We start from the raw sequence: 22073 nt of genomic DNA on the forward strand, positions 1-22073 counted from the left end.
CCCCCTGGTTTTGCTGTCGGCGTACGGATAATGCCGGGAATTGTGAGCGCGAAAAGCCGGGAAGAGAGTCTCTTCCCGGCTCGGCAGAGCGATGAGGCAACGTTACTCAGCTTTGCGGCGGCGGGCCATGAAGCCCAGCCCCAGCAGTCCGGCGCCGAGGAGTATCACGGTCGTCGGTTCCGGGACAGGCGCATGGCGGACCGTTCCGGAATTCTCAACGGTCAGGTCGAGTGCGGTCGGAAGCTGGGCGATGGCGGCCAGATCGCCTCCGTCAAAGACCGGGACGGCGCTCAGCAGGTTCGCGTTGATGTCGGCATACCCGAGGATGGAACTCAGATCCGTGAGTTCCTTGCCGTCGATGTACCAGAAGTTGTCGAGGACGCTGGCAAATCCCATGGTGAAGCTGAACGCGCCGTTGAGTTCAGCGCCTTCGTCCAGAAGGAATCCAGTGGCGCCGGCCTTGATCAGGTCGAACGTGGCCAGGGTGTATTCCGGGGCGCCTGCAAGGTCCGTGGAGGCGTACAGGGAAACGCTGCCGATCCCAGGAGTGAAGATGATGTCGTAGGTGTTGCCCACCACATTGTCGATGTAGCCGGCAAGGCCTTCGAATTCGTAGTAGATGTATGCAGCGTCTTCGCCTTTTCCAAAGAACGTCGCTTTGCCGTCCTTGGTGACGATGCCCAACGCTCCGTATTCGGTGAAGGTGTCACCATTGGAGAGCACATGGTCGTCACCGAGGTCCTGCAGGATGTGGGACTTGAAGGGGAAGTCCTCTCCGGCGTTGGTGATGCCGATGACCTCATTGTACGTGACGCTGTTCAAGGGCGTGGTGTTCCCGACATAGGCGTTATAGCCGATGGTGCTCAGATCCCACGTCACCGTGGAATACGCCCACGCGCTTCCGCAGAACAGGGTGGCCATGAGGGCCAGGAATGCAATTTTTTTGAATTTCAGCATACAAGCCTCCCGAAATCTGAAAAAATGTTTCTATCCGGCTTAAGCCAAGCGCCTTTGTCAGGAGAAAGCATATTTCATTCCAGTTGCTTAATATTCCGTATTAATTGAATAAAATTTTAAATTTGGCGCTGTGTGCCGGGGCATCTGTAAGGTCCGTCGACACGTCGGGGCCGCGATATTTTACACCACGCGGAAGCGACGGGGGGCACGGTGCGCGCCGGAAATGACGGAAAGGTATGGACTGCCGCGCTGCGCTCGCAGTGACGAAGCGGGGGGCAGGAGGACACGGGACGTCGGGAGAGGATGAAGGCGGGCAGCACGACCATAAGGCATGGACTGCCTCTCCGCGCTCACGGTGACGTTGCGGGGATCAGGAGGAAGCGGGACGTCGGGAGAGGATGAAGGCGGGCAGCACGACCATGTCGCCGACCCAGGCGGTGATCATGATCACCGCGCTCAGGCCGCCAAAGCTGATGGTCGGTACGAAGCTGCTCAGGACGAGGACGCCGAAGCCGATGACCAGGATGATGGACGAGGAGCAAATGCCCAGGCCCTTCTCCCGCGTGACCGTGCGCAGCGCGTGGGGTATGGGCGTGCCCCGGCCGCGTTGCGCGTTGTATTCAGTCAGGAAATGGATGGTGTCGTCCACCGCGATGCCCAGTGCGACCACGGAGATGAGGGCCGTGGACGTGTTCAGGGGGATTCCGAGGGCGCCCATGACGCCGAAGTTCAGTATGATGGGGAAGATGTTGGGCACGAGGCTCAGCGCTCCGCTGCGCACCGACCCCAGGGCCAGGAACATGATCAGCGTGATGACGACGGCAGCCAGGGCCAGGCTCTCGACCTGCCCCCAGACCAGGGCGTCGATGGTGTTCACGTCCTGAACCGCCCGCCCGGTGATGCGTATCTGCAAATCTGCGTTTTCGTGCCTGGCGAGGAAGCCGCGCAGGGCATCGATGATCCTGGCCTGCCCCGCGGAGCTGTGCTCGGAGATGCGCAACAGGATGCGGGCGTGGTCGTAGTCGGAGGTGACGAATTCGCCGAGTTCGTCCGAATCGTACAGCAGCAGGTATTGAGAGACCAGTTCCCTGCTTTCCGGAATGGCGTGAAACCGGCTGTCCTCGTCGTGGAAGGACATGTTCATGTCCTTGAGGAAGTCCACCATGGACATGGTCTTGTCCACCCCCGGCAACGCGCCTGCGAAGCCCTGAATGTCCTGGATCACGGCCAGGCTCTCCGGTTCACGGAAGGCGTCGCGCCGCGGGGACCGTATGGAGACGTCCACGGTGCCCACTCCGCTCAGGTGCTCTTCGACGTAGCGCAAATCCTGCCGCAACGGGCTTGACTCCTTGAAATACTCCAGCAGGTTGGTTTCCACCCGGATTGTCGCTGCAAAGCCGACGGCCACGGCCACCAGCAACGCCGCGGACAGGGCTATGCGCCGGGGTCGGGCTTCGATGAAATCCGAGAGCCGGGACAGGAAGACATTAAGCCCCTTTGCCTTGAGGCTGTGGATGAAGACGGATTCAGGCCTGCACAAGAGCAGCAGGGGGGGCAGCAGCAGGAAGGAGAAGGCGAACTCGAAGAGCATGCCGGCCGAGGCCAGCCAGCCGAACTCCTTGATGGGCGGTATGTCGCTTACGATCAGCGAGATGAAGCCCACGGCCGTGGTCAGGCTGGTCAGGAAACAGGGGACGATGACCCGCTGCAACACATGCTCCATGGCCCCGGCCGGGTCGAGTCCGCTTTCGAGCAGGCTCCTGTCCAGGTGGGAGAAGATGTGTACCGAGTCTGCCAGAGCCAGGGCCATGACCAGCGGGGGCACGATGGTCGTCACGTTGTTCAGCGTGACGCCCATGAGCGGGAACAGCCCCATGGTCGCACCCGTGCAGACGGAGATGTTGATCACGGCCAGAATGGTCAGACGTACGCTGCGGAAGACCAGCCAGATGGTCAAGGCAATGAAGAGGTAGGTCACGGGGATGAAGACCGCCACATCGGACTTCATGTACTGGCTGAGACTCAGGTTGGTCACCGTCCATCCGGCGAGATGGAACGAATCGCCCAGACCGGCGTGCTCCGCCAGTATTTGCCTGGCCTTGTCGAGGAGACGCTTGCGGAAGCTGCCGTCCTCGGAGGCGTGGGCTTTGGGAAAGACTGCCAGGGCCGTGGTGCGACCGTCGGCGGAAATGAGGTTGCCCACATACAGGGGGTTCTCGACGGCGTCGCGCCTGAGCTTCTCCAGGCTTACTGCGTCGTCGGGGATGCGCTCCAGGAAGGGACGCACCTCGAAGTAGTCGGTCGAGCCGTGGATGTAGTCCACATTGGCCAGGCTCTGCACCTTGCGCACTTCGGGGATGCCCTTGAGGCCGGCGGTAATGTCGACGATGGCGCGCAGGCTTTGGGCCGTGAAGAGCGAATCGCTCGTGAAGGCGATCAGGAAGAACTCGTCATCGCCGAAGGTCTTTTTGATGGAGTCGTAGAAGGCGACGTCCGGGTCCCCTTCGAGGGTGAAATAGTCCACGTTGTCCACGGTCCTGACGGCTGGGAGCTGTATGAGGAACGGGAGCGCCAGCAGCGCCGACAGGATGAGGCAGACGGTGGGGCGGCGGGTCGCCAGTTTCGGGATGAGCATTTTGACGGAGGATGGCAGGAGGCTCATGGCCTACACCCCTGCTCCGGTGTCGATGAACGGGTACAGATGGCGCATGTAATTGAGCTGTTCCTTGCTAAGGTTGCTGAAGATGTCGGGTCTCGCACCGAAGAAGAATTTCGCCGCCTCCGTCTCCATGGCATGTCTCTTTTCGTGGAAGGTCCAACCGTCCTGCAGCTCGGACATTGTCGTGCTCATTTTGCAGAAGAATTCGTGAAGGTTTCCGTCCACATCGAACGTCTGGTATTTTTCCAGGAGGTTCTGCTCGATGTGGTCCATGTTGATACGCAGCGCCACTGCAGGAGCTCCAACCCCCGCATAGAATCTTTCTGGACCGAAGTCATCGAAGAGGAACATGGTTTTGTAGAAACTGACATGCTTGGGGTTGACCATGATGCAGATGTCATCGACGTTGTTGATCCGCGAATACTCGAACATGGTTTTGGACAGGAAGACCATCAGGTTGCACCAGCGGATTTCCCGGGGCGTGGCCAGCGCCGAGAGTTCCGTGAGCTTGCGCCCCTGATCGCGCAACTGGTTCAGCTCCGGACCATACAGGGCGTCCATGGGCAGCCCGAACAGTCTGCTGTCGAAGATCTGGGTCAGGGTCGAAATGACGGTCAGGTAGCTTCGGAAGATGAAGACGCACGTCGTGGGGAGGAAATTGAAGGCACTCAGGTGCAATTCAGTGGGGTGCGGGTTCTTGATGTATCCCGAAGCAAGATACTCGCGGTAGACCAGGGCGAAGGATTGGGCGAACTCGTCGCGGTTCTCGGCGATCTTGATGTTCGGGCGGTCGATCTCCTCCAGCTTGGACTGGAGCATGGCTGAACGTCGCAGACGGACGGATCTGCGCCGTTCCAGGATGACGTGATCGGATTCGGCGCTCATGGTCGGTCCTCGCTTCGTGTTTTGAGCTCACGAGTGAGCTGCGCCGGGGTGCGCGTGCGGGAATGCCGAGCGCCACGCGGCGCGACGTGGCGCTGCTGGCGACGAAACGCTCTGGCTCCCGATGCAGCAAACATGCTCTGCCCTGCCGTTCAAGGTTTGCCCTGGGGCTGTGCTTCGTGCCGGGTTTCGACGCGGCGTGTTTGAACGATGCCGTGCATTTTCTGCGCCATCGATTGGCACCCCGGACGTTCCCGTCGGAGGGCGAGGCGCGGGCGCGGAGGCGCTCAGAAGAAGCGGGTCGCCCTGAGGAAGACTTGGCTGTCGTCGCGGTAGCGTCCGAAAAGGGTGTCCTCGGGACCGAAGAACAGGTTGGTTCCGAGGGAGAGTTCGAGATCCCTGACGGAGGTCAGTATGGCTTCGGGGGTCAGGAAGGCCCCTCCGTTGGTCAGGTCCACGGCGTAGCGCAGCTTGAGCTTGGCGTTGCCGCGCAGGAATTCCCGGTTGACCTCGCCATTGAGGAAGAAGTTGTCGCGGCTGAGAAAAAGGATATCCGTTTCGTACCCGAAGATGTGCTGATGGGAGAGCTGGATGTTGGCGTACCAGTCATCCTGTCCAAGGTAGTCCACGCCCAGGACGGTGTGGACCATGGATTTCGAGACGGAGTCGAGGCTTTCCGTCGGAAAGGATTGCAGGTCGATATAGGCTGCCTCGCCCCTGAAGCCGAACGAGCCGGCAGTGGTCTCGAACTCGGCGCCGAAGATGTTCTGGCGCCTGTAGTCGGCATGGAGCGTCGGACCGGCGGGGTCGAACGGGTCGAGATCCAGGTGAGGCGTCTTTTCCGTTGCGCGCAGGTAGCTCGCGGCAACATCCCACCCGCCTTGGGACAGGGATGCGCGCATTCCCCAGTCGGCGTTGTCCAATCCTTCCGGTTCGCTTTCCTCCACGCGCAGGCCGACGGACTCCGTCCCGAGGAGCGCCCAGGTGTTGCCGGTATAGTCGAATTCGTTGGGTTCAAAGAAGGGAATGAAGACGGCTTCGAGGGTCGCTTGCCCGATGAAGGCGCGCAGGCGCGCCATCCAGTTGGGAAGCTTGCGGTCCTCGAGATCGGGAATGAGGAATTCGCGCATGTCCTGGGAATTCACGTTGTCCACCGGGCTGATCTGGTCAGTCTTGCCCCAGCGCACGATTTGCCTTCCCAGGCGCAGATCCCAGTCGGGAGTGGAGCGGAAGAGGTAGGCCTCGAAAAGGTCCAGGTCGTATTCGTCTGAAGCCGGGTCAGGGCCGAAGGAGAGGTAGTCGGACTGCACGGAGCCCAGCAGATATGCGGTTTCGGCGTCTGTTTTCGCGTTTTCGCCACCGAAAAAGCCCGCGGGCACCCATTTCCCTTCAACCCTGACGGTGTTGCGGAACATCCTGGGCTGACCAGGACTTTTTTCCTCGTCGAGTTCCTGTGCAACCTTGGCCATGAGGAAGCCCGAGAGGGATGCCTCGCCCCATCCGGAAGCGTCTGGCCGTGTGCGCTCTGCGACCGGGGATTCCCCGAGCAGCACGATTTTTTCGTTGTGCGCCGTCGAGCCGGTGGCCGGGGATTCCCCGAGCAGTACGATTTTTTCGTTGTGCGCCGTCGAGTCGGCGGCCGGGGCCGGACCAGGCTGTCCGGTCGCTGGCGATTCGGCCTGGGCCGTCCCGCCATTTTCCGCGGTCAGGGTGAACACGAGCGTCCGCCCGGCGGAACCTTCAGCTGGCTGCCGTATATCGAGACGGTGGCTGACGGGTTGTTTCAGATCGAAGACGACCCGTACCGTTTGCGCATCGAATTGCGCGGCCCGGACGCGCTCGACGAGAGCATGACTGGCCGGGATGGTGCGTGGCGCGCCGGGCAGGACGGCCGGGGCGATATCCACGACCAGCCGTATCGGGTCGGTCAGAGAAAAGTGTTTCGTCTGCCGGGGCGCGCCGGATGCCGCGATGGTCAGGGTCAGGGCATCATTTTCCGTGGCCAGGGAAAGGTCCGAGAGCACGTGCCTCGCACTTGGGAAAAGCGGCGTGGCGGCGAGGAACATCGCGGCCAGGGCGACCAGGAGCACCGCCCGTCGCGCTCCCGTCGCCCTCGGCGTACGTGAGGGGAAAGGCTGTCGTCTTTGGACTGGAGCTTTTGTGTGCATCGTTTCCCCGTCGTTTTCAGGCGGTCCAGAAACCGCGTCCCGATTCCTTGCGGAATCCGCGCTGCCGCCGGCAGGTCGAACAGCCCCGTGTCGTGCGTGGATCCTTTCCCGCTCTTTCGGCGGTTTCTCACGTTTCTTTAACGGCGAAAGCCTTTCTCACCAACTCTCCAGGGCCTGCTGGGTGAAGGCCGAGTCCGGGATGCCCGAATTGTAGGTGATCTCCTTCGTTTCGAGAAGCGTTCTGTGCCCTGAGTGCAAATCCTCCATGACGACACTGGTTTCGGTCCAGATGTCCTGGATGCGTTCCATCTGTTTCACGTTGAAGCGTTTGACCGGTTCCTTTCCGTCGATGAAGAAGTCCACCCGCAACGACACGAGCATGTCCTTTGCCACCCAGGCGCGCACCATGGAGTACTGGGAATCGGTCCCGGCCTTGGGTCGGCTCTCAAGAATCCAGCAGGCCACCCCGCCCAGGGTTTCCTCGCCCGTCACGGCATGTTCGGAATCCTCGACGGCCCGTCTTTCCATATCCTCATAGGTGAAATCAGTGTTGACGAAGCTGCGCCCCTTCTGGCCGGCCACGATGCGCCGCGTCCGCTTGAGGGCCGGCAGATAGAGGAACTGCTGGGTTTCGTCCTGGTTCGTTTCGAGGCCCAGGAAGCCGGTGCCTTCGATGTCCGCCGGTGACGTAAAGCGGATGATGCTCTTGCGCACGCCCTGCCTGTCCGCTGCGGTCACCGTCAGTTCGCGGACCCTTTTTTCCCCGGACGCGGGCACGAGTTCCATGGTCTGGCGCGATGTCATGTCCTCGCCGACGTACCTGTCGTGGACCATGCGGGCCAATTCCTGGCCCGACGGCGCTGCGAAGGAGATGGCCGCGTTGGCCGCGACGCACAGGGCACCGAGGAGGACTGGCAGGAGACGGACGGGGTTCTTCGGGAGGATGTCCATGATTCGCTCTCATAGGTTGCGGGTTGCCTGTCGTCGGGTGGCGCAGGGGATTGTGCCGGTTGGATGCAGGGTGGAGGCGTTTTGACGGCGCCGGGTTCGGCTGCGTTGTAAGGATTCGCGACATGGATTTGGGAAATGCTTACACGCCCGCGCCCCCAGGGGCTCCGCTTGTGGCCGGACGGCCCGAACTTTGCCTCCTGAGCGCCGCAGGGCACGTGAAACCGTGTGGCGACGTGGCGTCTCGGTGAAACGGGAAGTCCTACACCGTCTTGCGAAATCGCGTATGACCAAAAAAAATCTTCTCGGAAGGCGTGCCATACGGAGGTAAATCGATCCGGTGATATCATGTTGAAAGCATTGTTGATAGTTGTACTACATATGTTGTTGTTTATATCATGTAGTTATCCTCATATCATAAAATTATTCAGTCATACAACAAAAAAAAATCATTTTGTGTATTCACAATGTAAAAAATGATGTATTGAGATGATAAACTCAACCATCGACAGTGAAGTTTAATTATTGGCAAATTATATTAAGCTACTAGGTGGAATGTGTATTGTTTTGGTCATGAATTGGGTTTGTGTGAATGAATTTTTCGTCATGTGCGAAGATTAAACTTTTGGCACAAAGCAAATTTTGGTGGCGTAATGAGAGTGTTTTTCAGATTGAATTCAGTCCGTTGCACCTCCTTCTCCGATTCCGGGTCGGCGGGTGGGGGAGACTGGCCCCGAGATCGTGTTGGATTTTCGTGGTCACGGAGATCAGAACATTCCGTAATCACGTGGAGTCGTATTCTTTGACCGCTTCGTCATGTCGTCGGACGACTGTTTTGAGGAGGGAGAATGGTCAGGTTAGTCGCAACAGTGTTCGCTCTTTCGCTTCTGGTTATCACGGTTTCATGCAAAAGCCACACCAAGGAGTCCTTGAACCAGGACGGGAAAAGCCTGCTTGAACAAGGGAACTTCAACGGGGCGATCATCCACTTCAAGAATGCCCTGGAGCAGGATGCAAACTTCGTCGAGGCGCGTTTCAACCTTGCGATGGCCTATGTCGAAACCGGGAAGCTGGAGCAGGCCGAGCGGGAATTTCAGAAGGTCCAGCTGCAGAATCCCTACGACGACAGCGTGCGGTTCCAACTGGCGCGCATCGCTAATTACCAGGGCCGGCCGGCCGTGGCTGTGCCGCTTTTGATGAGTTTTCTCGAGAAGCACCCCGATGATGCCGGCGCGTATGAACAGCTCGCCCTTTCGGCCTCCATTTCCGGGGACGCGGTCCAATCGCGGGAATATCTCGAAAAGGCGCTGGTCATCGAACCCGGGCGGGTTTCTGCGCGGCTCGGATTGATTCACAATTTCATGACCCTGGGCGAGGGCGCCAAGGCCCGCGAAGCCATCGACAAGTTGCTGGCCGACGATCCCAAAAACCAGGCCGCGCTGCACGCCTTGGCGCGTCTCGAGGCCCAGGAGCGGGATCCGGAGGGTATGCTCGATGTCTATTCCCGGATTACCTCCATTGACCCCGGAGACCTTTTTGCGCGCTACAAGGAGGGAAGTCTGCTCATCGGCAAGGGACGCGCCGAAGAGGTCCGGGCGTCGGCCGAAAGCATGGTCAGGGACTACCCCAAAAAGCCCGAGGGCTATCGCCTGCTGGGCCTGTGCATGTTGCGCGAGGGCAAATACGAAGACGCGGTGACAGCGCTGAACACCTCCATCCGCATCGAGCCGGATCTGGAAACCTATTACCTGCTCGGACTGGCCCATTATTACCGCGGCAATCTGGAATTGGCCGTAACCCAGTTCCAGACGGTTCTGGATTACAGCCCGGGCTTTGCCCAGGCCCGCATCGTCCTCGCCGAGATATTCCTGCGTCAGGGGCGGGGCGCGGAAGCCGTGACCGTGGCGGACAGGATGATCGACAGCTCTCCCGAGGATTTTCGCGGATTCGCCATCAAGGGTGACGGGCTTATGCTGGAGCGCAAGCCGCGCGAGGCTCTGGCCGAATACGCCAAGGCCAAGGGCATCGCGCCGTCGCACTACGGGCTGCTGCTCAAGTCCGGTCTTCTGATGCTGGCCTTGGGGGACAAGGGGGGGGAGCAGGAGCTTTTGAAGGCGCTTCAGGTCTCGCCCAACGGAACCGACTGCAGGCTGGCGCTGCACGACTATTATCTGCGCGCCGGGCGCGTTGACGAAGCCGTGAAGATTCTTGCCGACGGCCTGGATGGGAGCAGGTCCGACGCAATCCTGTACAATGCGCTGGCCAAGGTCTCCCTGGGGCGAAAAGACGCCGAAGGCGCCGAGGCCTACCTCCTCAAAGCGCGGGAGGCGAACCCGTCATATCTTCCGACCTACTACAACGCCGCCGTGTTCCGGCTCGTACAGGGCAAGCCTGACGAGGCCATGGCGCAGCTCGACCTGGCTCTCGGCATTTCCCCCGACGACGTGCGGGCCCTGACGGCTTCCGCCGCCGTGCTCGAAAGGCAGGGCAAGATCGAGGCGGCCAGGGAGCGGCTGGAGAAGGCGCAGGCCGGCGGCGACCTCGGGTCGACCCTGCTGCTTTCGGTCTTTCTGCAGCGTCACGGAATGAGCGACGAAGCGGTGGCCGTACTCGATCGGGGGTTGCAGAAGAAGCCTTCGAATCAGGATCTGATCCTGGCCAAGGCGAAGCTGCACATCGCGCGCAAGGAGACTGACAAGGCCATGGCGCTGTATGGCCAGCTCGAAGCGGCTGATCCGTGGACCGGAATCATGGAGAGAACCAAGGCCTGGATGGCCTTGGGCGAGTTCGACAAGGCCGAGGACAGCGCTCGCCGCCTCGTCGGCCTGGGGCCCGACAAGGCGAGGTCGTACCTGCCTCTGGCGGCCATCCTCGAAATCCGCGGGGACCGTGTGGGGGCGGAGGCCGCCTTGCGCAAGGGGCTGGAGAAAGAGCCCGGAAACGTTTCTGTCCTGACCATGCTCGGCGAACTCTATGTGCGCATGAAGGAGCCGGATAAGGCCCGGGCCATTTTCGACAGTGCACTCGCTCTGGATCCCGCAAACCCGCATGCCCTGACAGGCAAGGGCATGATCGCGCAGCGGCAGAAAAACGAAGACGAGGCCGCCAGGCTGTACCTGCAGGCCGTGCAGGCCAGGAACGACTTTGTTCCCGCTCTGAACAACCTGGCCATGCTCTGGGCCGATGGCGAGAAGACCCGCATGCAGGCGGTGCATCTCGCCATGGCCGCCTTTGCCCGCGCCGGAACGGACGCGTCGGTTACAGACACCCTGGGGTACGTCCTGTTGCGCAACAACCGTTCGGAGGAGGCTCTCGGCGTGTTGGAAAGGGCGTCCGCTCTGGCGCCCGGCAACAGGGAGATCATGTACCACAAGGGGCTGGCCCTGGAACAGCTGGGGCGCAGGGAAGAGGCCAGACTGGCACTGGAGGAGGCGGTGCGCGGGGAGGACTTTGGCGCAAAGCCCGAGGCTGAAGCCTTGCTGAAGAAATTGCAAACCGGCTCCTGAGTCGCGGACAGACGCTCGAAAAGGAGGGGGCTGCAAAAGAGGTTTTCAGAATTCGTGCTGCCGCTCATCAAGCGGCATGAAGGCGGAACGGGGGCGGACGACGCTGACGAATGAGGCCCCATCCCGCGATCCGCACAATCTGGCTTCCGAGTCCTGCCGGAAGGAGGACGAATGGCTGACCTGGTATTGAAAAACCTTGCTTCCGACATAGTCTGGGCCGTGCTGGCGCTGGCCACGTCGCTGGCGGTGCTGGCTCCGCCGCTGAAGGTGATCCTGAACAACACCCTGTTGCCGGAGGCGGGCGGTTTCCTGGTCCTGGCCATCCTGCCGTCGGTGATCGTCTGGACCTATTGCGGGCTGCGCCATCTCAGGCTCCGCATTCCAGCAGCCATCCTCTGTCAGATCTGCGTCACCTTCATCTCCATGGCTCTGTTTCACGCTCTCCTCAGTCCAAGCCGCATGACCGCCGGGGACGAACAGATCGCCCTGCTCGGCTTCTGCGTCTTTTCCGGCTTCAAGGTCGCGGAGTTCCTTTTCGCCAAGTTCCGTCGGGCGTTCCTGGGCCTGGGCAAGCGCATTCTCATTGTCGGGGGGGGCGCGCAGGCCCGGCTCGTCGAGGAGTACATCAAGCTGCACAGGCGTGACCTGACTCTCTTGGGCTGGGTTTCCTGCCCGGCCAGGGAGTGCGCCCCGGGCGGGGACGGCGGGAGCGCCGCTGTCGAGGACAAGTCCGGCCTGCTGCGTCTGGCACAGAATTTCATGGCCGACCAGATTGTGGTTTCCTTGGGGGAACGCCGAGGAGTCTTCCCCGTGGATGATCTGCTGAGCTGCAAGCTGCACGGGATCGACGTTGTTGACGCCCCTTCATTTTTCGAACTGGCCACGCGCAAGCTTCTCGTCGAGAACATCACCCCCAGTTGGTTCATCTTCAGCCAGGGGTTCAAGGTGACCTGGCTCTTGCGTCTGGGGAAGCGCATCCTTGATGTCGTGGCGTCCTTGTCGGGTCTGCTGGTTTTCATGCCGCTGGTGCCGTTCATCTGTCTCGCCATCAAACTCGATTCGCCGGGGCCCGTCCTGTTCCGCCAGACCCGCGTCGGCCGCGGCGACCGCAGCTTCCGTCTCATGAAGTTCCGCTCCATGTACCAGGACGCGGAATCCAGGACAGGGGCCGTATGGTCCCAACAAAACGACCCGAGGATCACGCGCGTCGGCAATTTTCTTCGCAAGACACGCCTCGATGAAATTCCGCAATTATTCAATATCTTGTGGGGTGAAATGTCTGTTGTCGGTCCTCGACCTGAACGACCGGAGTTCATCAATGAGTTGAAGAAAAGCATACCGTATTATTCCGAAAGACATTATGTTAAACCAGGGCTTACTGGATGGGCTCAAGTATGCTATCCGTATGGATCTTCAATAGAGGACTCTCTTGAAAAATTAAGATACGATTTATATTATATAAAACATATGTCGATTTTGTTTGATATATACATAATTTTAAAAACATTTAAGGTCGTTTTTGCCGGAAATGGGAGGTAGGTATGTATTTATGTTCTCGTATTGTAATAAATGTACGTAAACTTTCCGTGCTTGCCCTGGCCCTGGTTTTGGCCGTCGCGTTTTCAGCGAATTTTGGTCTGGCGAAGGAGTACGTCATCGGCGGGGGCGACAAGCTCCAGATTTTCGTCTGGGGAGAACCGGAGCTTTCCGTTTTGGCCCTGGTGCGGCCTGACGGGCGCATCTCCCTACCGGGCGCCGGGGAGTTGATGGCCGAGGGGCTGACGCCGGAGGACCTGCAGAAGGAGGTTACGGCCAAGCTGGCCTCCCTGGTCAAAAACCCGCTGGTCACCGTTTCCATGGCCGAGATCTGCAACAGCAAAGTCTACATCATCGGCGGCGGGGTGCCTTCGGGGACGTTCGACCTCAGGCAGAAAACGACGCTGCTGCAGTTGCTTGCGGGGATGGACCTGACCCGGGCCGACCTCAAGGGGGCGCATGTCATGCGCGGTCCGACGCGACTCGATCGCGACTTCGACCGGCTGCTGCATCAGGGCGACATGAGCCAGGACATCGCCTTGGAGAACAATGACGTCATATTTTTCCCCGCGCTTCCGGAGCCGTACATCTATGTGCTCGGCGCCGTGAACGCCCCGCGCGCCCTGGCCTTCAAGGAGGGGATGACGGTCATGGACGCCCTGCTCGAGAGCGGTGGGTTCAACAAGTTCGCCAAGCGCAACGACACCGTGATCGTGCGGAGGGAAAACGGCGGCGAGAAGCGCATCAGGGTCCGGGCCCAGGATTTGGCGGAAGGCAAGGACCTGACGCAGAACGTGCTTCTGCAGCGCGGGGACTATATCATCGCCAGCGAAGGTTTCTTTTAACCCACGGGAGCGCGCGTTCCTATGAATCACGAACTGTATCTGGAAGTGCGGCGGTACACCCGGCTGCTGCTTTCACGCAAGCGGGTGGTTGTTGTGGCGGTGCTGCTGGTCATGACCCTGGGGATGGCTGCCAGTTTCCTTCTGCCCAAGAAGTATGAAGCCACGAGCACGGTGTTCATCGAGCAGAGCGTTATCGGCGATCTGGTCAAGGGCATCGCCGTCACCCCGTCCATGGAGGCGAAGATCAAGGTTCTGGCCTTGGCCATGCTCAGCCGAGAATCCCTGTCCCAGGTGCTGCGCATCCTGGACAAGGACGTCTATCTGAACACGGATGCCGAGCGCGAGGAATACATCGCCACGCTGCGGGACAGGATATCCATCAAGCTGGACGAGAAGCGGGGTGTTTTCTTCATCACCTATGCGGATTGGGACCCGGTTTTCGCACGGGATCTCGTCAACACCATCACCCAAGTCTACATCGAGTCCAACACCGCGGCCAAGCGCAACGAGTCCCTGGAGGCGACACGCTTTCTGAGCGCCCAGATCGAAAGCTTCAAGAAGCGCATCGACGTCGTCGAGGACGAGGTCAACCGCTACAAGGCGGAACACGGCATGCAGCTGGCCGTGGACGAAACCATCATCCGCTACGAGATCTCCGAGTCGGAGAAGAAGCTGGAGGCCATCCGCGGCCGCCGCTTCGCCCTGGAGACGCAGCAGCAGCTCCTGCCTTCGGGCGGCGGGGATGGCGGGAATGTCGCCGAGATGGAGCGCCAGCTGAAGGTGCTCAAGACCGCGTACACCGACAGCCATCCCAAGGTCGTGCGCCTGAAGGATCAGATCGCGGTGGCCCGGGCCAACCCGCAGCGGGGCGGAAGCGGCGCGGCAACCCAGACCAGGGCGATGATCAGGGCCGAACTCGAAGGCATCAGGATGCAGGAAGAGGCGGAATTGCGGACCATCGAGGACAAGAGGCTGCTACTGCGGGAGATGCCGACCATCCGCACCGGGCTCGAAGAGCTGTTGCGCAAGAAGCAGAACGAAACGGAGATCTACAACCAGCTTGTGACCCGCTACGGCCAGTCCGAAGTGTCCAAGCAGATGGAGATCGAGAACAAGTCCATGACCTTCCGCATCGTCGACCCGGCGGTGCTTCCCGAAATACCGGTCTTCCCCAACCGTCCCCTGATCATCTTCGGCAGCCTGGTGCTCGGTATCGGCACGGGCCTGGCCCTGGTCATCCTGCCGTACATGATGGGCGGGGCGGTCAGGAGCGTGGCCGACCTGCGCGTGCTGAACCAGCGCGTTCTGGCGGTGCTGCCCGTGATCCCCAAACCCGAGGAGGAGCGGAGGCGCAGGAAGGCCGACCGGATCTTCATGGCGGGCGCCCTGGTCTATTTCTCCCTGCTTCTGGTGGTGGGAATCCTGGAAGCCATGGGCATCCCGTACCTGGCGCAGGTGATCGGTCGGATGTCAGGGTGGCGGTCGTGAGCGGTGCGGGGCGCGAAAGGACGGTTTCCAAACACGTGCAGGCAAACAGGAAAACCATATGAGCAGAATCGAAGACGCATTGGCCAAGGCGGCGGGATTTCAGCACTCCGGCGGCAGGGGCGGGGGGCTGCCCGGCATCGAGCGCAGACCTCTGGTGGACAGCGGGCCTTTGCGTGTCGCGCGGCTGCCCGAGGAAACCATGGTCGTGGTCAACGCCCCCCTGTCGCCCGTCGCCGAGGAGTACCGCAAGCTGAAGGAAGCGCTGGTCAAGATGACCAGGCGGGAGCGATTCGACAACCTCATCGCCGTCACCAGCGCCACCGTGGGCGAAGGCAAGAGCATGACGGCCATCAATCTGGCCGTCAGTCTGGCGGGGGAATACGACCATACCGTCCTGCTGATCGACTCGGATCTGCGCCGTCCCTGCGTCAACAAGTACCTCGGACTGACGGCGTCGCGAGGGCTTTCGGACTGCCTGCGGGAAGGCCTCGATGTGGGCGAACTCCTCGTCAAGACCGATATCGGCAGGTTGTCCGTCCTGCCTGCGGGCACGCCCATCGCAAACCCGGTGGAGCTCTTCACCTCCGAGACCATGCGCCGCCTTTTCCGGGAGATGAAGAACCGTTACGGGGACCGCTACATCATCATCGACACCCCGCCCGTACTGCCGTTCGCCGAGACGCGCTCCATAGCGGGCATAGCCGACGGGGTGCTGCTGGTCGTCAGGGAAGGGCAGGCGTCCTTGGACCAGATTCAGGAGACCATCGAAGCCCTGGACGGGAAGGTTCTGGGGATCGTCTACAACGGGGCCCAGATCGAAGGGCGCGCGTCGTATTACTCGTACTCTTACCAAGGGCAGGCCTGACGTGTACGCGGAATTCTTCGGACTGCGGGAAAAACCATTCGACCTGCTGCCCAACCCGGACTTTCTCTATCCGAGCAGGGCGCACAAGCGCGCACTGACGTATCTGACCCACGGGATCAGGGAACGCGCCGGCTTCATCCTGCTGACGGGCGAGGTGGGGTCGGGCAAGACCACGCTGATCCGCAACATGATCCGCAGCCAACTCAGGGACAGCGTCCTGGCCAAGGTCTTCAACACCCGCGTGGACTCCCTCCAGCTACTGGCGCAGATCAACGCGGATTTCGGCCTGGCCACGGATGGAAAGGACAAATCCACCCTGTTGCGGGAACTGAACGATTTCCTGGTCGAGCAGTACGCGCGGCGTCGTCCGGCCGTCCTCATCATCGACGAGGCGCAGAACCTTTCGGCCGGAATCCTGGAGGAGGTGCGCATGCTCTCCAACCTCGAGACGGACCGGGACAAACTGCTGCAGATCATCCTCGTCGGGCAACCCGAACTCCGAGACATCCTGGCTCGCGGGGAGCTTCTGCAACTGCGTCAGCGCATCCAGATCAACTGCCATCTGCAGCCCCTGAATGCGGCGGAGGTGCGCGAGTACATTCAGTTCAGGCTGGAAAAGGCGGGCAACCGGGACGCCCTGGTCCTGAGCGACGACGCCGTGTCGGCCATCGCCGCCTACACGCGGGGAGTTCCGCGTCTGGTCAACATCCTGTGCGACTACATCATGATCGACGCCTTTTCGGCCCGGAACAACGCGGTCGACGGCAAGATCGTGCACGAACTCGCCGCGGACCTGTCCTTCGAGTCCCAGTACTGGGAGGCCAAGGCCCCGCAGCCCGTCCCGGAAGACGGGGCAGGGGAGAAGGGCTTTGCGGCTGACGGCGGCCAGGGCGTTTCCCTTGTCACGGGGCAGGCCAAGATCCTGAGCGTCATCGGCTCCATGAACAAGCGCATCGAAACACTGGAGTTCATGCCCGTATGGGACCACGCCGCGCTGCTCGAGCTGCGCGAGCGCATGGAGAAGCTGGAGGCGCATGTGGAATCGAGCCTCAGGGACTTCCGCTTGGCGCACCAGCAGCTGCGTAGCGACATATCCATGCGGGACCGGCCTCCCCAGGACGAACCGGACGCGAAGACGCAGCCCGGAGCCATGAAGGCCTTGTGGCGGTATCTGTGGGGCAACTAGGGGCGTTGCGGGTTTGAATCTTCATCTATCGGGAGGCATGGGGATGAGAGCGATTACGGGAATTCAGCTGGCGATCACCGTGTGTTTCGTGGCCGTCGCCTCAGGCGTCTGGGCCGAGCCGGCCTGGCAGGCTTCCGTGAGCGTGAGCGAGGAGTTCAACGACAACACGAAAGAGGAACGTCACGGCGAAGAGGATTACGTTACCGCCCTGCGACCCGCGCTCTCCTATAAAAACGAGGGGGGGAGACTGGAATTCGACGCCGCCTACAGGGGGGACTACCGATATTACGCGCGGCAGACCCGGGACGAAGAGTTCAACCACGACCTGAGGGCCCATGCCCTGCTCGACGCCATGGACAGCTTCCTGTTCCTGGAAGCCTCGGACGTCTATCGCCTGGTCAACAGGGACCGCACCTTGGGGGACGCGTCGGAGGATGACGGCACGACGAGACTCGTGCAGCAGAACATGTTCACCATCTCTCCGTATATCGCGCCGCGGTTCGGCGAACGCGGCAGCGCCAGGATCGGGTATGCCTTGAGCAACATCTGGTACGACGACGAGGACATGGATTCCAAGGACATCCACCGCGGCTTCGTGGACGGGGAATACGGGCTTTCTTCCACCGCGGCGCTGCTCGGCGGGTATTCCTACACGGTGGAGGTGTCCGAGGATGAAACCGTGGACCGGCACATCGTCTATGCCGGCGGCCGGTACGCATATTCCGAAAACGGAGAGGTCTTCGCGAAAATCGGTCCACACTTCACGCGCTATCGCGACGAAGGATCGTCCACATCGGGCCTGTACTGGGATGCGGGACTCAATCACGATTTCGGGGTGGTGGCCCTGCAGATTCTGACGGGCGTCTCCTTCGAGGACGATCCCGACACCGCGGACACATATGAACGCCGTTTCGGCACGGTCCGCCTGACCAAGGCCTGGACCCGCACCACCGCGAGCATCTGGACCACCATCGAGGACTACGACGAGAACTACGACGAGAACTACGACGAAAGGGATCAAAGGGATGGGGGCGACGGGGAGTCCGTGCGCCGCACGGTCTTGGGACTGAACGTCGTCCGGGAGTTGACATCGCGGCTGACCGGGACGGTCGGACTCAGCCGCGACTTCAGGGACGACTCCGACGACACCAGGAGATGGTACGCCAACCTGCTTCTGGCGTATGCCGTGACTGAAAGGATGAACATCGGATGCTACTACAGGTTCAAGGAGTCTTCGTCGGATGATCCGGATGAGGAATTTACGGTGAACCGGGTCGGGGTACAGTTGACCATGATTTTTTAAGATGAACTTTCTGCACATGTTGTCGCCATATACCGTGTTGAGATCGAAATGGTCACGCAGATTTCATTTTCTTTCCGTGCAGACGGTGTTCTTGTTGACGGTTTTGCGCAAAGATCTGCGTCAGTGCAGCACGCAGGCTCGTTGAATGATCCAGACAGCGTTGTGATGCCATGGGCGGGTGGGATGAATGAAAAATGCACTGACCATTGACGTGGAAGATTACTATCATGTGACGGCTTTTGAGGGCGTCGTGGAACGGCGGGATTGGGATATGTACCCTTCCCGGGTCGAAGCCAACACCGACAGGGTGCTCGATCTTCTGGACGAACACGGACTCAAGGGCACCTTCTTCGTTCTAGGCTGGATCGCCGAACGGCATCCGCAGATCGTGAGAGCCATCATCGGGCGGGGGCACGAGGTCGCCTGTCACGGCTACGGCCATGAACGCATCTACAACCTTGCACCCGATGGCTTTCGCGCCGACGTCCGCAAGTCCAAGGACCTCCTCGAGAATCTGTCCGGCACGCCCGTCATGGGGTTCAGGGCTCCGAGCTACTCCATCACCAGCAAGTCCCTGTGGGCGCTGGACATCCTCATCGAGGAAGGTTTCTCGTACGATTCGAGCATCTTCCCGATCCTGCACGATCATTACGGCATTCCAGGGGCGGAGCGCTTTCCGCACACGCTGCGCAGGGACGCCGGAAGTATACGCGAGTTCCCCCTGTCGACTCTGGCCTTTCAACTTCCAGGGCGCAGGATCACCTTGCCCATAGCGGGCGGAGGATACCTGCGCTTCCTGCCCGTGAACCTCATTTCCTGGGGCATGCGGCGTATCAATCAGGTCGAAGGCCAGCCCGCGGTCTTGTATTTCCATCCTTGGGAAATCGACCCGGATCAACCGCGCATCAAGGCGAAGTTCAAGTCAAGGTTTAGACATTACGTCAACCTTGACGCGACAGAAGGAAAGATACGGCATCTTTTCAAGATGTTGGAGTTCGATACCATGGCCGGGGTCCTTCGCCTGGGCGGTGTTGAACGGGACAGAATTTGAGGGTCCGGAAAATCCGGCCAGGGCGGACGAAAGACGAAAAGGGCATGTGTCATGGCAATGAAGGACGACTGCTATGTCATCGGAATCTGCGGCGGGTCAGGGGCGGGCAAGACCACCCTGGCCACGATGCTGGCCCGAGCCTTTCTGCCCGAGCAGGTCGCCCTTGTGTCGCAGGATCGTTACTACCGGGATCTTTCCCATCTCCTGCCACGGGAAAGAGCGGGCGTGAACTTCGACCATCCCGACGCGTTGGAGTGGGAACTGCTGCGCGATCATTTGTGCGAACTGAAATCGCGCCGGGATGTCCGCGCGCCCGCATACGACTTCGCCACGCACACACGAAACGGCGAGGCAGCAATTCAGGCATCCCGGATCGTCATCCTCGAAGGACACTTGATTTTTCATGCGGAACCCGTCCGCAGGTTGCTGGACTTGAAAGTGTATCTCCATCAGGAGCCGGATGTACTGCTCATGAGAAGGATCATACGTGATGTACAAGAGAGAGGCAGATCGTTGGATATGGTTATTGACCAATATTTTTCAACGGTAAGAACAATGTACTCTGATTATGTAGTGCCGAGCAGAAAGTGGGCAGATGTAGATGTTTTGTTTGATGATTCGGAGCTATGCGTCCAAATAATAATGAAAAAAATATCTGATTTGTGACGCGATATGCGCGTGTAAGGGGGCGCCTCGTGTACGGTTCAGAAAAACGACATGCCGAAAGCAACCTGTTGAAGAGGATTGGGTATGCCCTGCTGGGAGAGCTTCACGTTCCCGGGCGCCTGCGCGCCTATCATGTGCAGCGGAAGATCCGGGAACTCGGTTTCGCGCCCGAGGACGGATTGCGCGTTCTCGATGCGGGCTGCGGGCGCGGCGACCTGGTTGTGAGCTTTTCGAAGGCCAATCCTTCCTGGCAGGTGACGGGCATCGACCTCGAACCGGAGCGGATTGCGATCGCCCGGGCGGTGCGGGACAGGATCGGGTTGAAAAATGCGGAATATATCGAAGGTTCCGTGTTGGAACTGAGCCACGACGGGCGGTACGACATGGTTACATGCTGCGATGTCCTTGAACACATACGAGATGACGTCTCCGTCATGAAAAAGTTCCATGGCAGCCTGAAGCGCGGCGGGGTGCTGCTGCTGACATTCCCGTCAATCCCGCAGCGAAGGCATCTCGGGCTGGTCAAATGGAGGGAGCGACGCATCGGATTCAGCAACGAAGACTACGGCCATGTCAGGGACGGGTATTCGATCGACCAAATCCGGGGCATCCTCACGGGGATCGGCTTCAGGAACGTCGCGTGCGCGTACACATTCGGCCTGTGGGGGACGCTGTGCTTCGACCTGTTCTTTGCGGCCGGCGACAACCGTCCAAACCCAGTGGTCTTCCTGCTGCTTTTTCCTGTGCTGATGGGCTTGGCGTTCCTGGATGTCCACTTTCCATCCCGACAGGGGTCGGCGCTCCTGGTCACGGCGTACAAATAGATGAACAGGCACGAACCTCTTCCAACGCTTTGCAGCCGGGACCCGCGCAGGGACGCGTATCTGCGCGACGTGCTCGTGATGGCGCTGGATACCCTCGGCTGCGCCCCGACATTCCGCGACGCGACCGTCATTCTCACGGGGAGCCTGGCCCGGGGGGAAGCGTCCGTGGTCCTGTGCGCCGATGGGTACGAGTCGTTGAGCGACATGGAATTCCTGGTCACCCTGAAAAACCCGCCCCGGTTGCTGTCGCCAGGCGGTGAACTGGCGGACATCGAGGCCGAAGTGAACAGGGCGGTCCGCGAGAAGGGTTTCTGCTGTCACGTTGAATTCACATATGCCTTGCATCGATATTTTCCCGAAGCAAAACCAAGCATATTTTCGTATGAATTGAGATCATGCGGTAAGGTTGTTGCTGGATCGGATGAACCTATCAGCCTAATGAGAACGTATTCTCCGGAACAGATCCCGCGCATCGACGCTTTCAACATGATTTGCAACAGAGTTATAGAGCAGCTTGAGTCATTAAAGCAAATTTCGTTATCCCATGATGATCGAACAATGCGTATTTTCAGATATACCATAGTCAAATTTTATATCGACATGGCGACATCAATCCTTGTTTTTGTCGGCCAATACGCACCCGGATACCAGCAGAGACGGGACGCGATACGCGTCCTCGATTGGAACCGGGTCAAGGCGTTGCCGAGGCACGAGGAACTGGTGGGGAAAATCGACGCATGGACAGAGGTCAAGCTTGCGCCGACGCTGCAGGACCTTCGGTATGATGACGATGCAAAGGCATTGGCCGAGTGGCGGGAGCTTGCCGGCATGGCGCTGTCGGTGTGGGCCTGGGAGGCGGAACAGCTTGCCGCCTCCGGCAGCGCGGGTTCCGGAGTGCCTGCAGCGGGCTCGGGGCGTTTCGAGGTTCTCGCGGAAATGTTCAGATCGCAGGCGCGGTATCTTCGCCGCATTCTGAAAGGCGGGGGGGGCGCGCCTCTCCCTCCCTTGCGCTATCTGTGCGGTGACCCTCGCCAACGGCTCTACGCCGATGCCGTGGCCATGTACGAAGGACTTGCGTTGGCAATGAAGTCCTGTGGCGGCGATATCCGCTCCGAGTTGCGGAATCATTTTGACGATATCGATACGTTGGTCGACACGTGGAGGCATTGTTTCAGGAACTCATGACAAA

Annotated in this window: 16 protein-coding genes; 11 read left to right on the forward strand and 5 right to left on the reverse strand. The window is 60.2% G+C overall.

The window, feature by feature from the left end:
• Nucleotides 1–102: 102 nt before the first annotated feature.
• From ACYQ3G_RS10190 to ACYQ3G_RS10210, 5 genes are all read right to left on the reverse strand, one after another.
• On the reverse strand, nt 103–957 hold the full coding sequence (locus ACYQ3G_RS10190) for a PEP-CTERM sorting domain-containing protein (RefSeq protein ID WP_459825537.1): 855 nt from the start codon (nt 955–957) through the stop codon (nt 103–105).
• Between the two features lie 370 nt (nt 958–1327).
• Nucleotides 1328–3619 carry an efflux RND transporter permease subunit gene (locus tag ACYQ3G_RS10195; RefSeq protein WP_459825539.1) on the reverse strand — a complete coding sequence of 764 codons (2292 nt, stop codon included), beginning with the start codon at nt 3617–3619 and terminating at the stop codon, nt 1328–1330.
• A gap of 3 nt (nt 3620–3622) precedes the next feature.
• Nucleotides 3623–4501, reverse strand: coding sequence for an N-acyl amino acid synthase FeeM domain-containing protein (locus ACYQ3G_RS10200; RefSeq protein ID WP_028577203.1), 879 nt, complete (start codon nt 4499–4501; stop codon nt 3623–3625).
• Between the two features lie 284 nt (nt 4502–4785).
• A complete protein-coding gene (locus ACYQ3G_RS10205; protein WP_459825542.1) occupies nt 4786–6588 on the reverse strand; it encodes a DUF1302 family protein in 1803 nt (600 codons plus the stop codon).
• A gap of 234 nt (nt 6589–6822) precedes the next feature.
• Complete coding sequence (locus tag ACYQ3G_RS10210) at nt 6823–7617, reverse strand: outer membrane lipoprotein-sorting protein (RefSeq protein WP_459825544.1); 795 nt, start codon at nt 7615–7617, stop codon at nt 6823–6825.
• A gap of 845 nt (nt 7618–8462) precedes the next feature.
• Here ACYQ3G_RS10210 and prsT point away from each other — a divergent pair.
• The 11 genes from prsT to ACYQ3G_RS10265 all read left to right on the forward strand — a co-directional run bounded on the left by prsT (nt 8463) and on the right by ACYQ3G_RS10265 (nt 22069).
• Nucleotides 8463–11120, forward strand: a complete 2658-nt coding sequence (gene prsT, locus ACYQ3G_RS10215) for an XrtA/PEP-CTERM system TPR-repeat protein PrsT (protein WP_459825546.1) — start codon at nt 8463–8465, stop codon at nt 11118–11120.
• A 171-nt stretch (nt 11121–11291) separates the two neighbouring features.
• Complete coding sequence (locus tag ACYQ3G_RS10220) at nt 11292–12659, forward strand: TIGR03013 family XrtA/PEP-CTERM system glycosyltransferase (protein ID WP_459825548.1); 1368 nt, start codon at nt 11292–11294, stop codon at nt 12657–12659.
• 47 nt (nt 12660–12706) lie between these two features.
• Nucleotides 12707–13501, forward strand: a complete 795-nt coding sequence (locus ACYQ3G_RS10225; protein ID WP_459825550.1) for a polysaccharide biosynthesis/export family protein — start codon at nt 12707–12709, stop codon at nt 13499–13501.
• A 21-nt stretch (nt 13502–13522) separates the two neighbouring features.
• Nucleotides 13523–14989 carry an XrtA system polysaccharide chain length determinant gene (locus ACYQ3G_RS10230; RefSeq protein ID WP_459825552.1) on the forward strand — a complete coding sequence of 489 codons (1467 nt, stop codon included), beginning with the start codon at nt 13523–13525 and terminating at the stop codon, nt 14987–14989.
• 58 nt (nt 14990–15047) lie between these two features.
• Nucleotides 15048–15854 (forward strand): XrtA-associated tyrosine autokinase, encoded by an 807-nt coding sequence (locus tag ACYQ3G_RS10235; RefSeq protein WP_459825554.1) that lies wholly within the window; start codon nt 15048–15050, stop codon nt 15852–15854.
• A 1-nt stretch (nt 15855) separates the two neighbouring features.
• On the forward strand, nt 15856–17040 hold the full coding sequence (locus tag ACYQ3G_RS10240; protein ID WP_459825556.1) for an XrtA/PEP-CTERM system-associated ATPase: 1185 nt from the start codon (nt 15856–15858) through the stop codon (nt 17038–17040).
• A 43-nt stretch (nt 17041–17083) separates the two neighbouring features.
• Complete coding sequence (locus tag ACYQ3G_RS10245; protein ID WP_459825558.1) at nt 17084–18343, forward strand: TIGR03016 family PEP-CTERM system-associated outer membrane protein; 1260 nt, start codon at nt 17084–17086, stop codon at nt 18341–18343.
• Between the two features lie 187 nt (nt 18344–18530).
• Entirely contained in the window at nt 18531–19394 is an 864-nt protein-coding gene (locus ACYQ3G_RS10250) for an XrtA system polysaccharide deacetylase (protein WP_459825560.1), read from the forward strand.
• A 51-nt stretch (nt 19395–19445) separates the two neighbouring features.
• On the forward strand, nt 19446–20060 hold the full coding sequence (udk, locus tag ACYQ3G_RS10255) for a uridine kinase (protein WP_459825562.1): 615 nt from the start codon (nt 19446–19448) through the stop codon (nt 20058–20060).
• 29 nt (nt 20061–20089) lie between these two features.
• A complete protein-coding gene (locus ACYQ3G_RS10260) occupies nt 20090–20884 on the forward strand; it encodes a class I SAM-dependent methyltransferase (RefSeq protein WP_459825564.1) in 795 nt (264 codons plus the stop codon).
• Nucleotides 20885–22069, forward strand: coding sequence for a hypothetical protein (locus ACYQ3G_RS10265; protein ID WP_459825566.1), 1185 nt, complete (start codon nt 20885–20887; stop codon nt 22067–22069). It begins immediately after the preceding gene.
• Nucleotides 22070–22073: the final 4 nt, after the last annotated feature.

This window comes from Desulfomicrobium salsuginis, assembly GCF_054657795.1.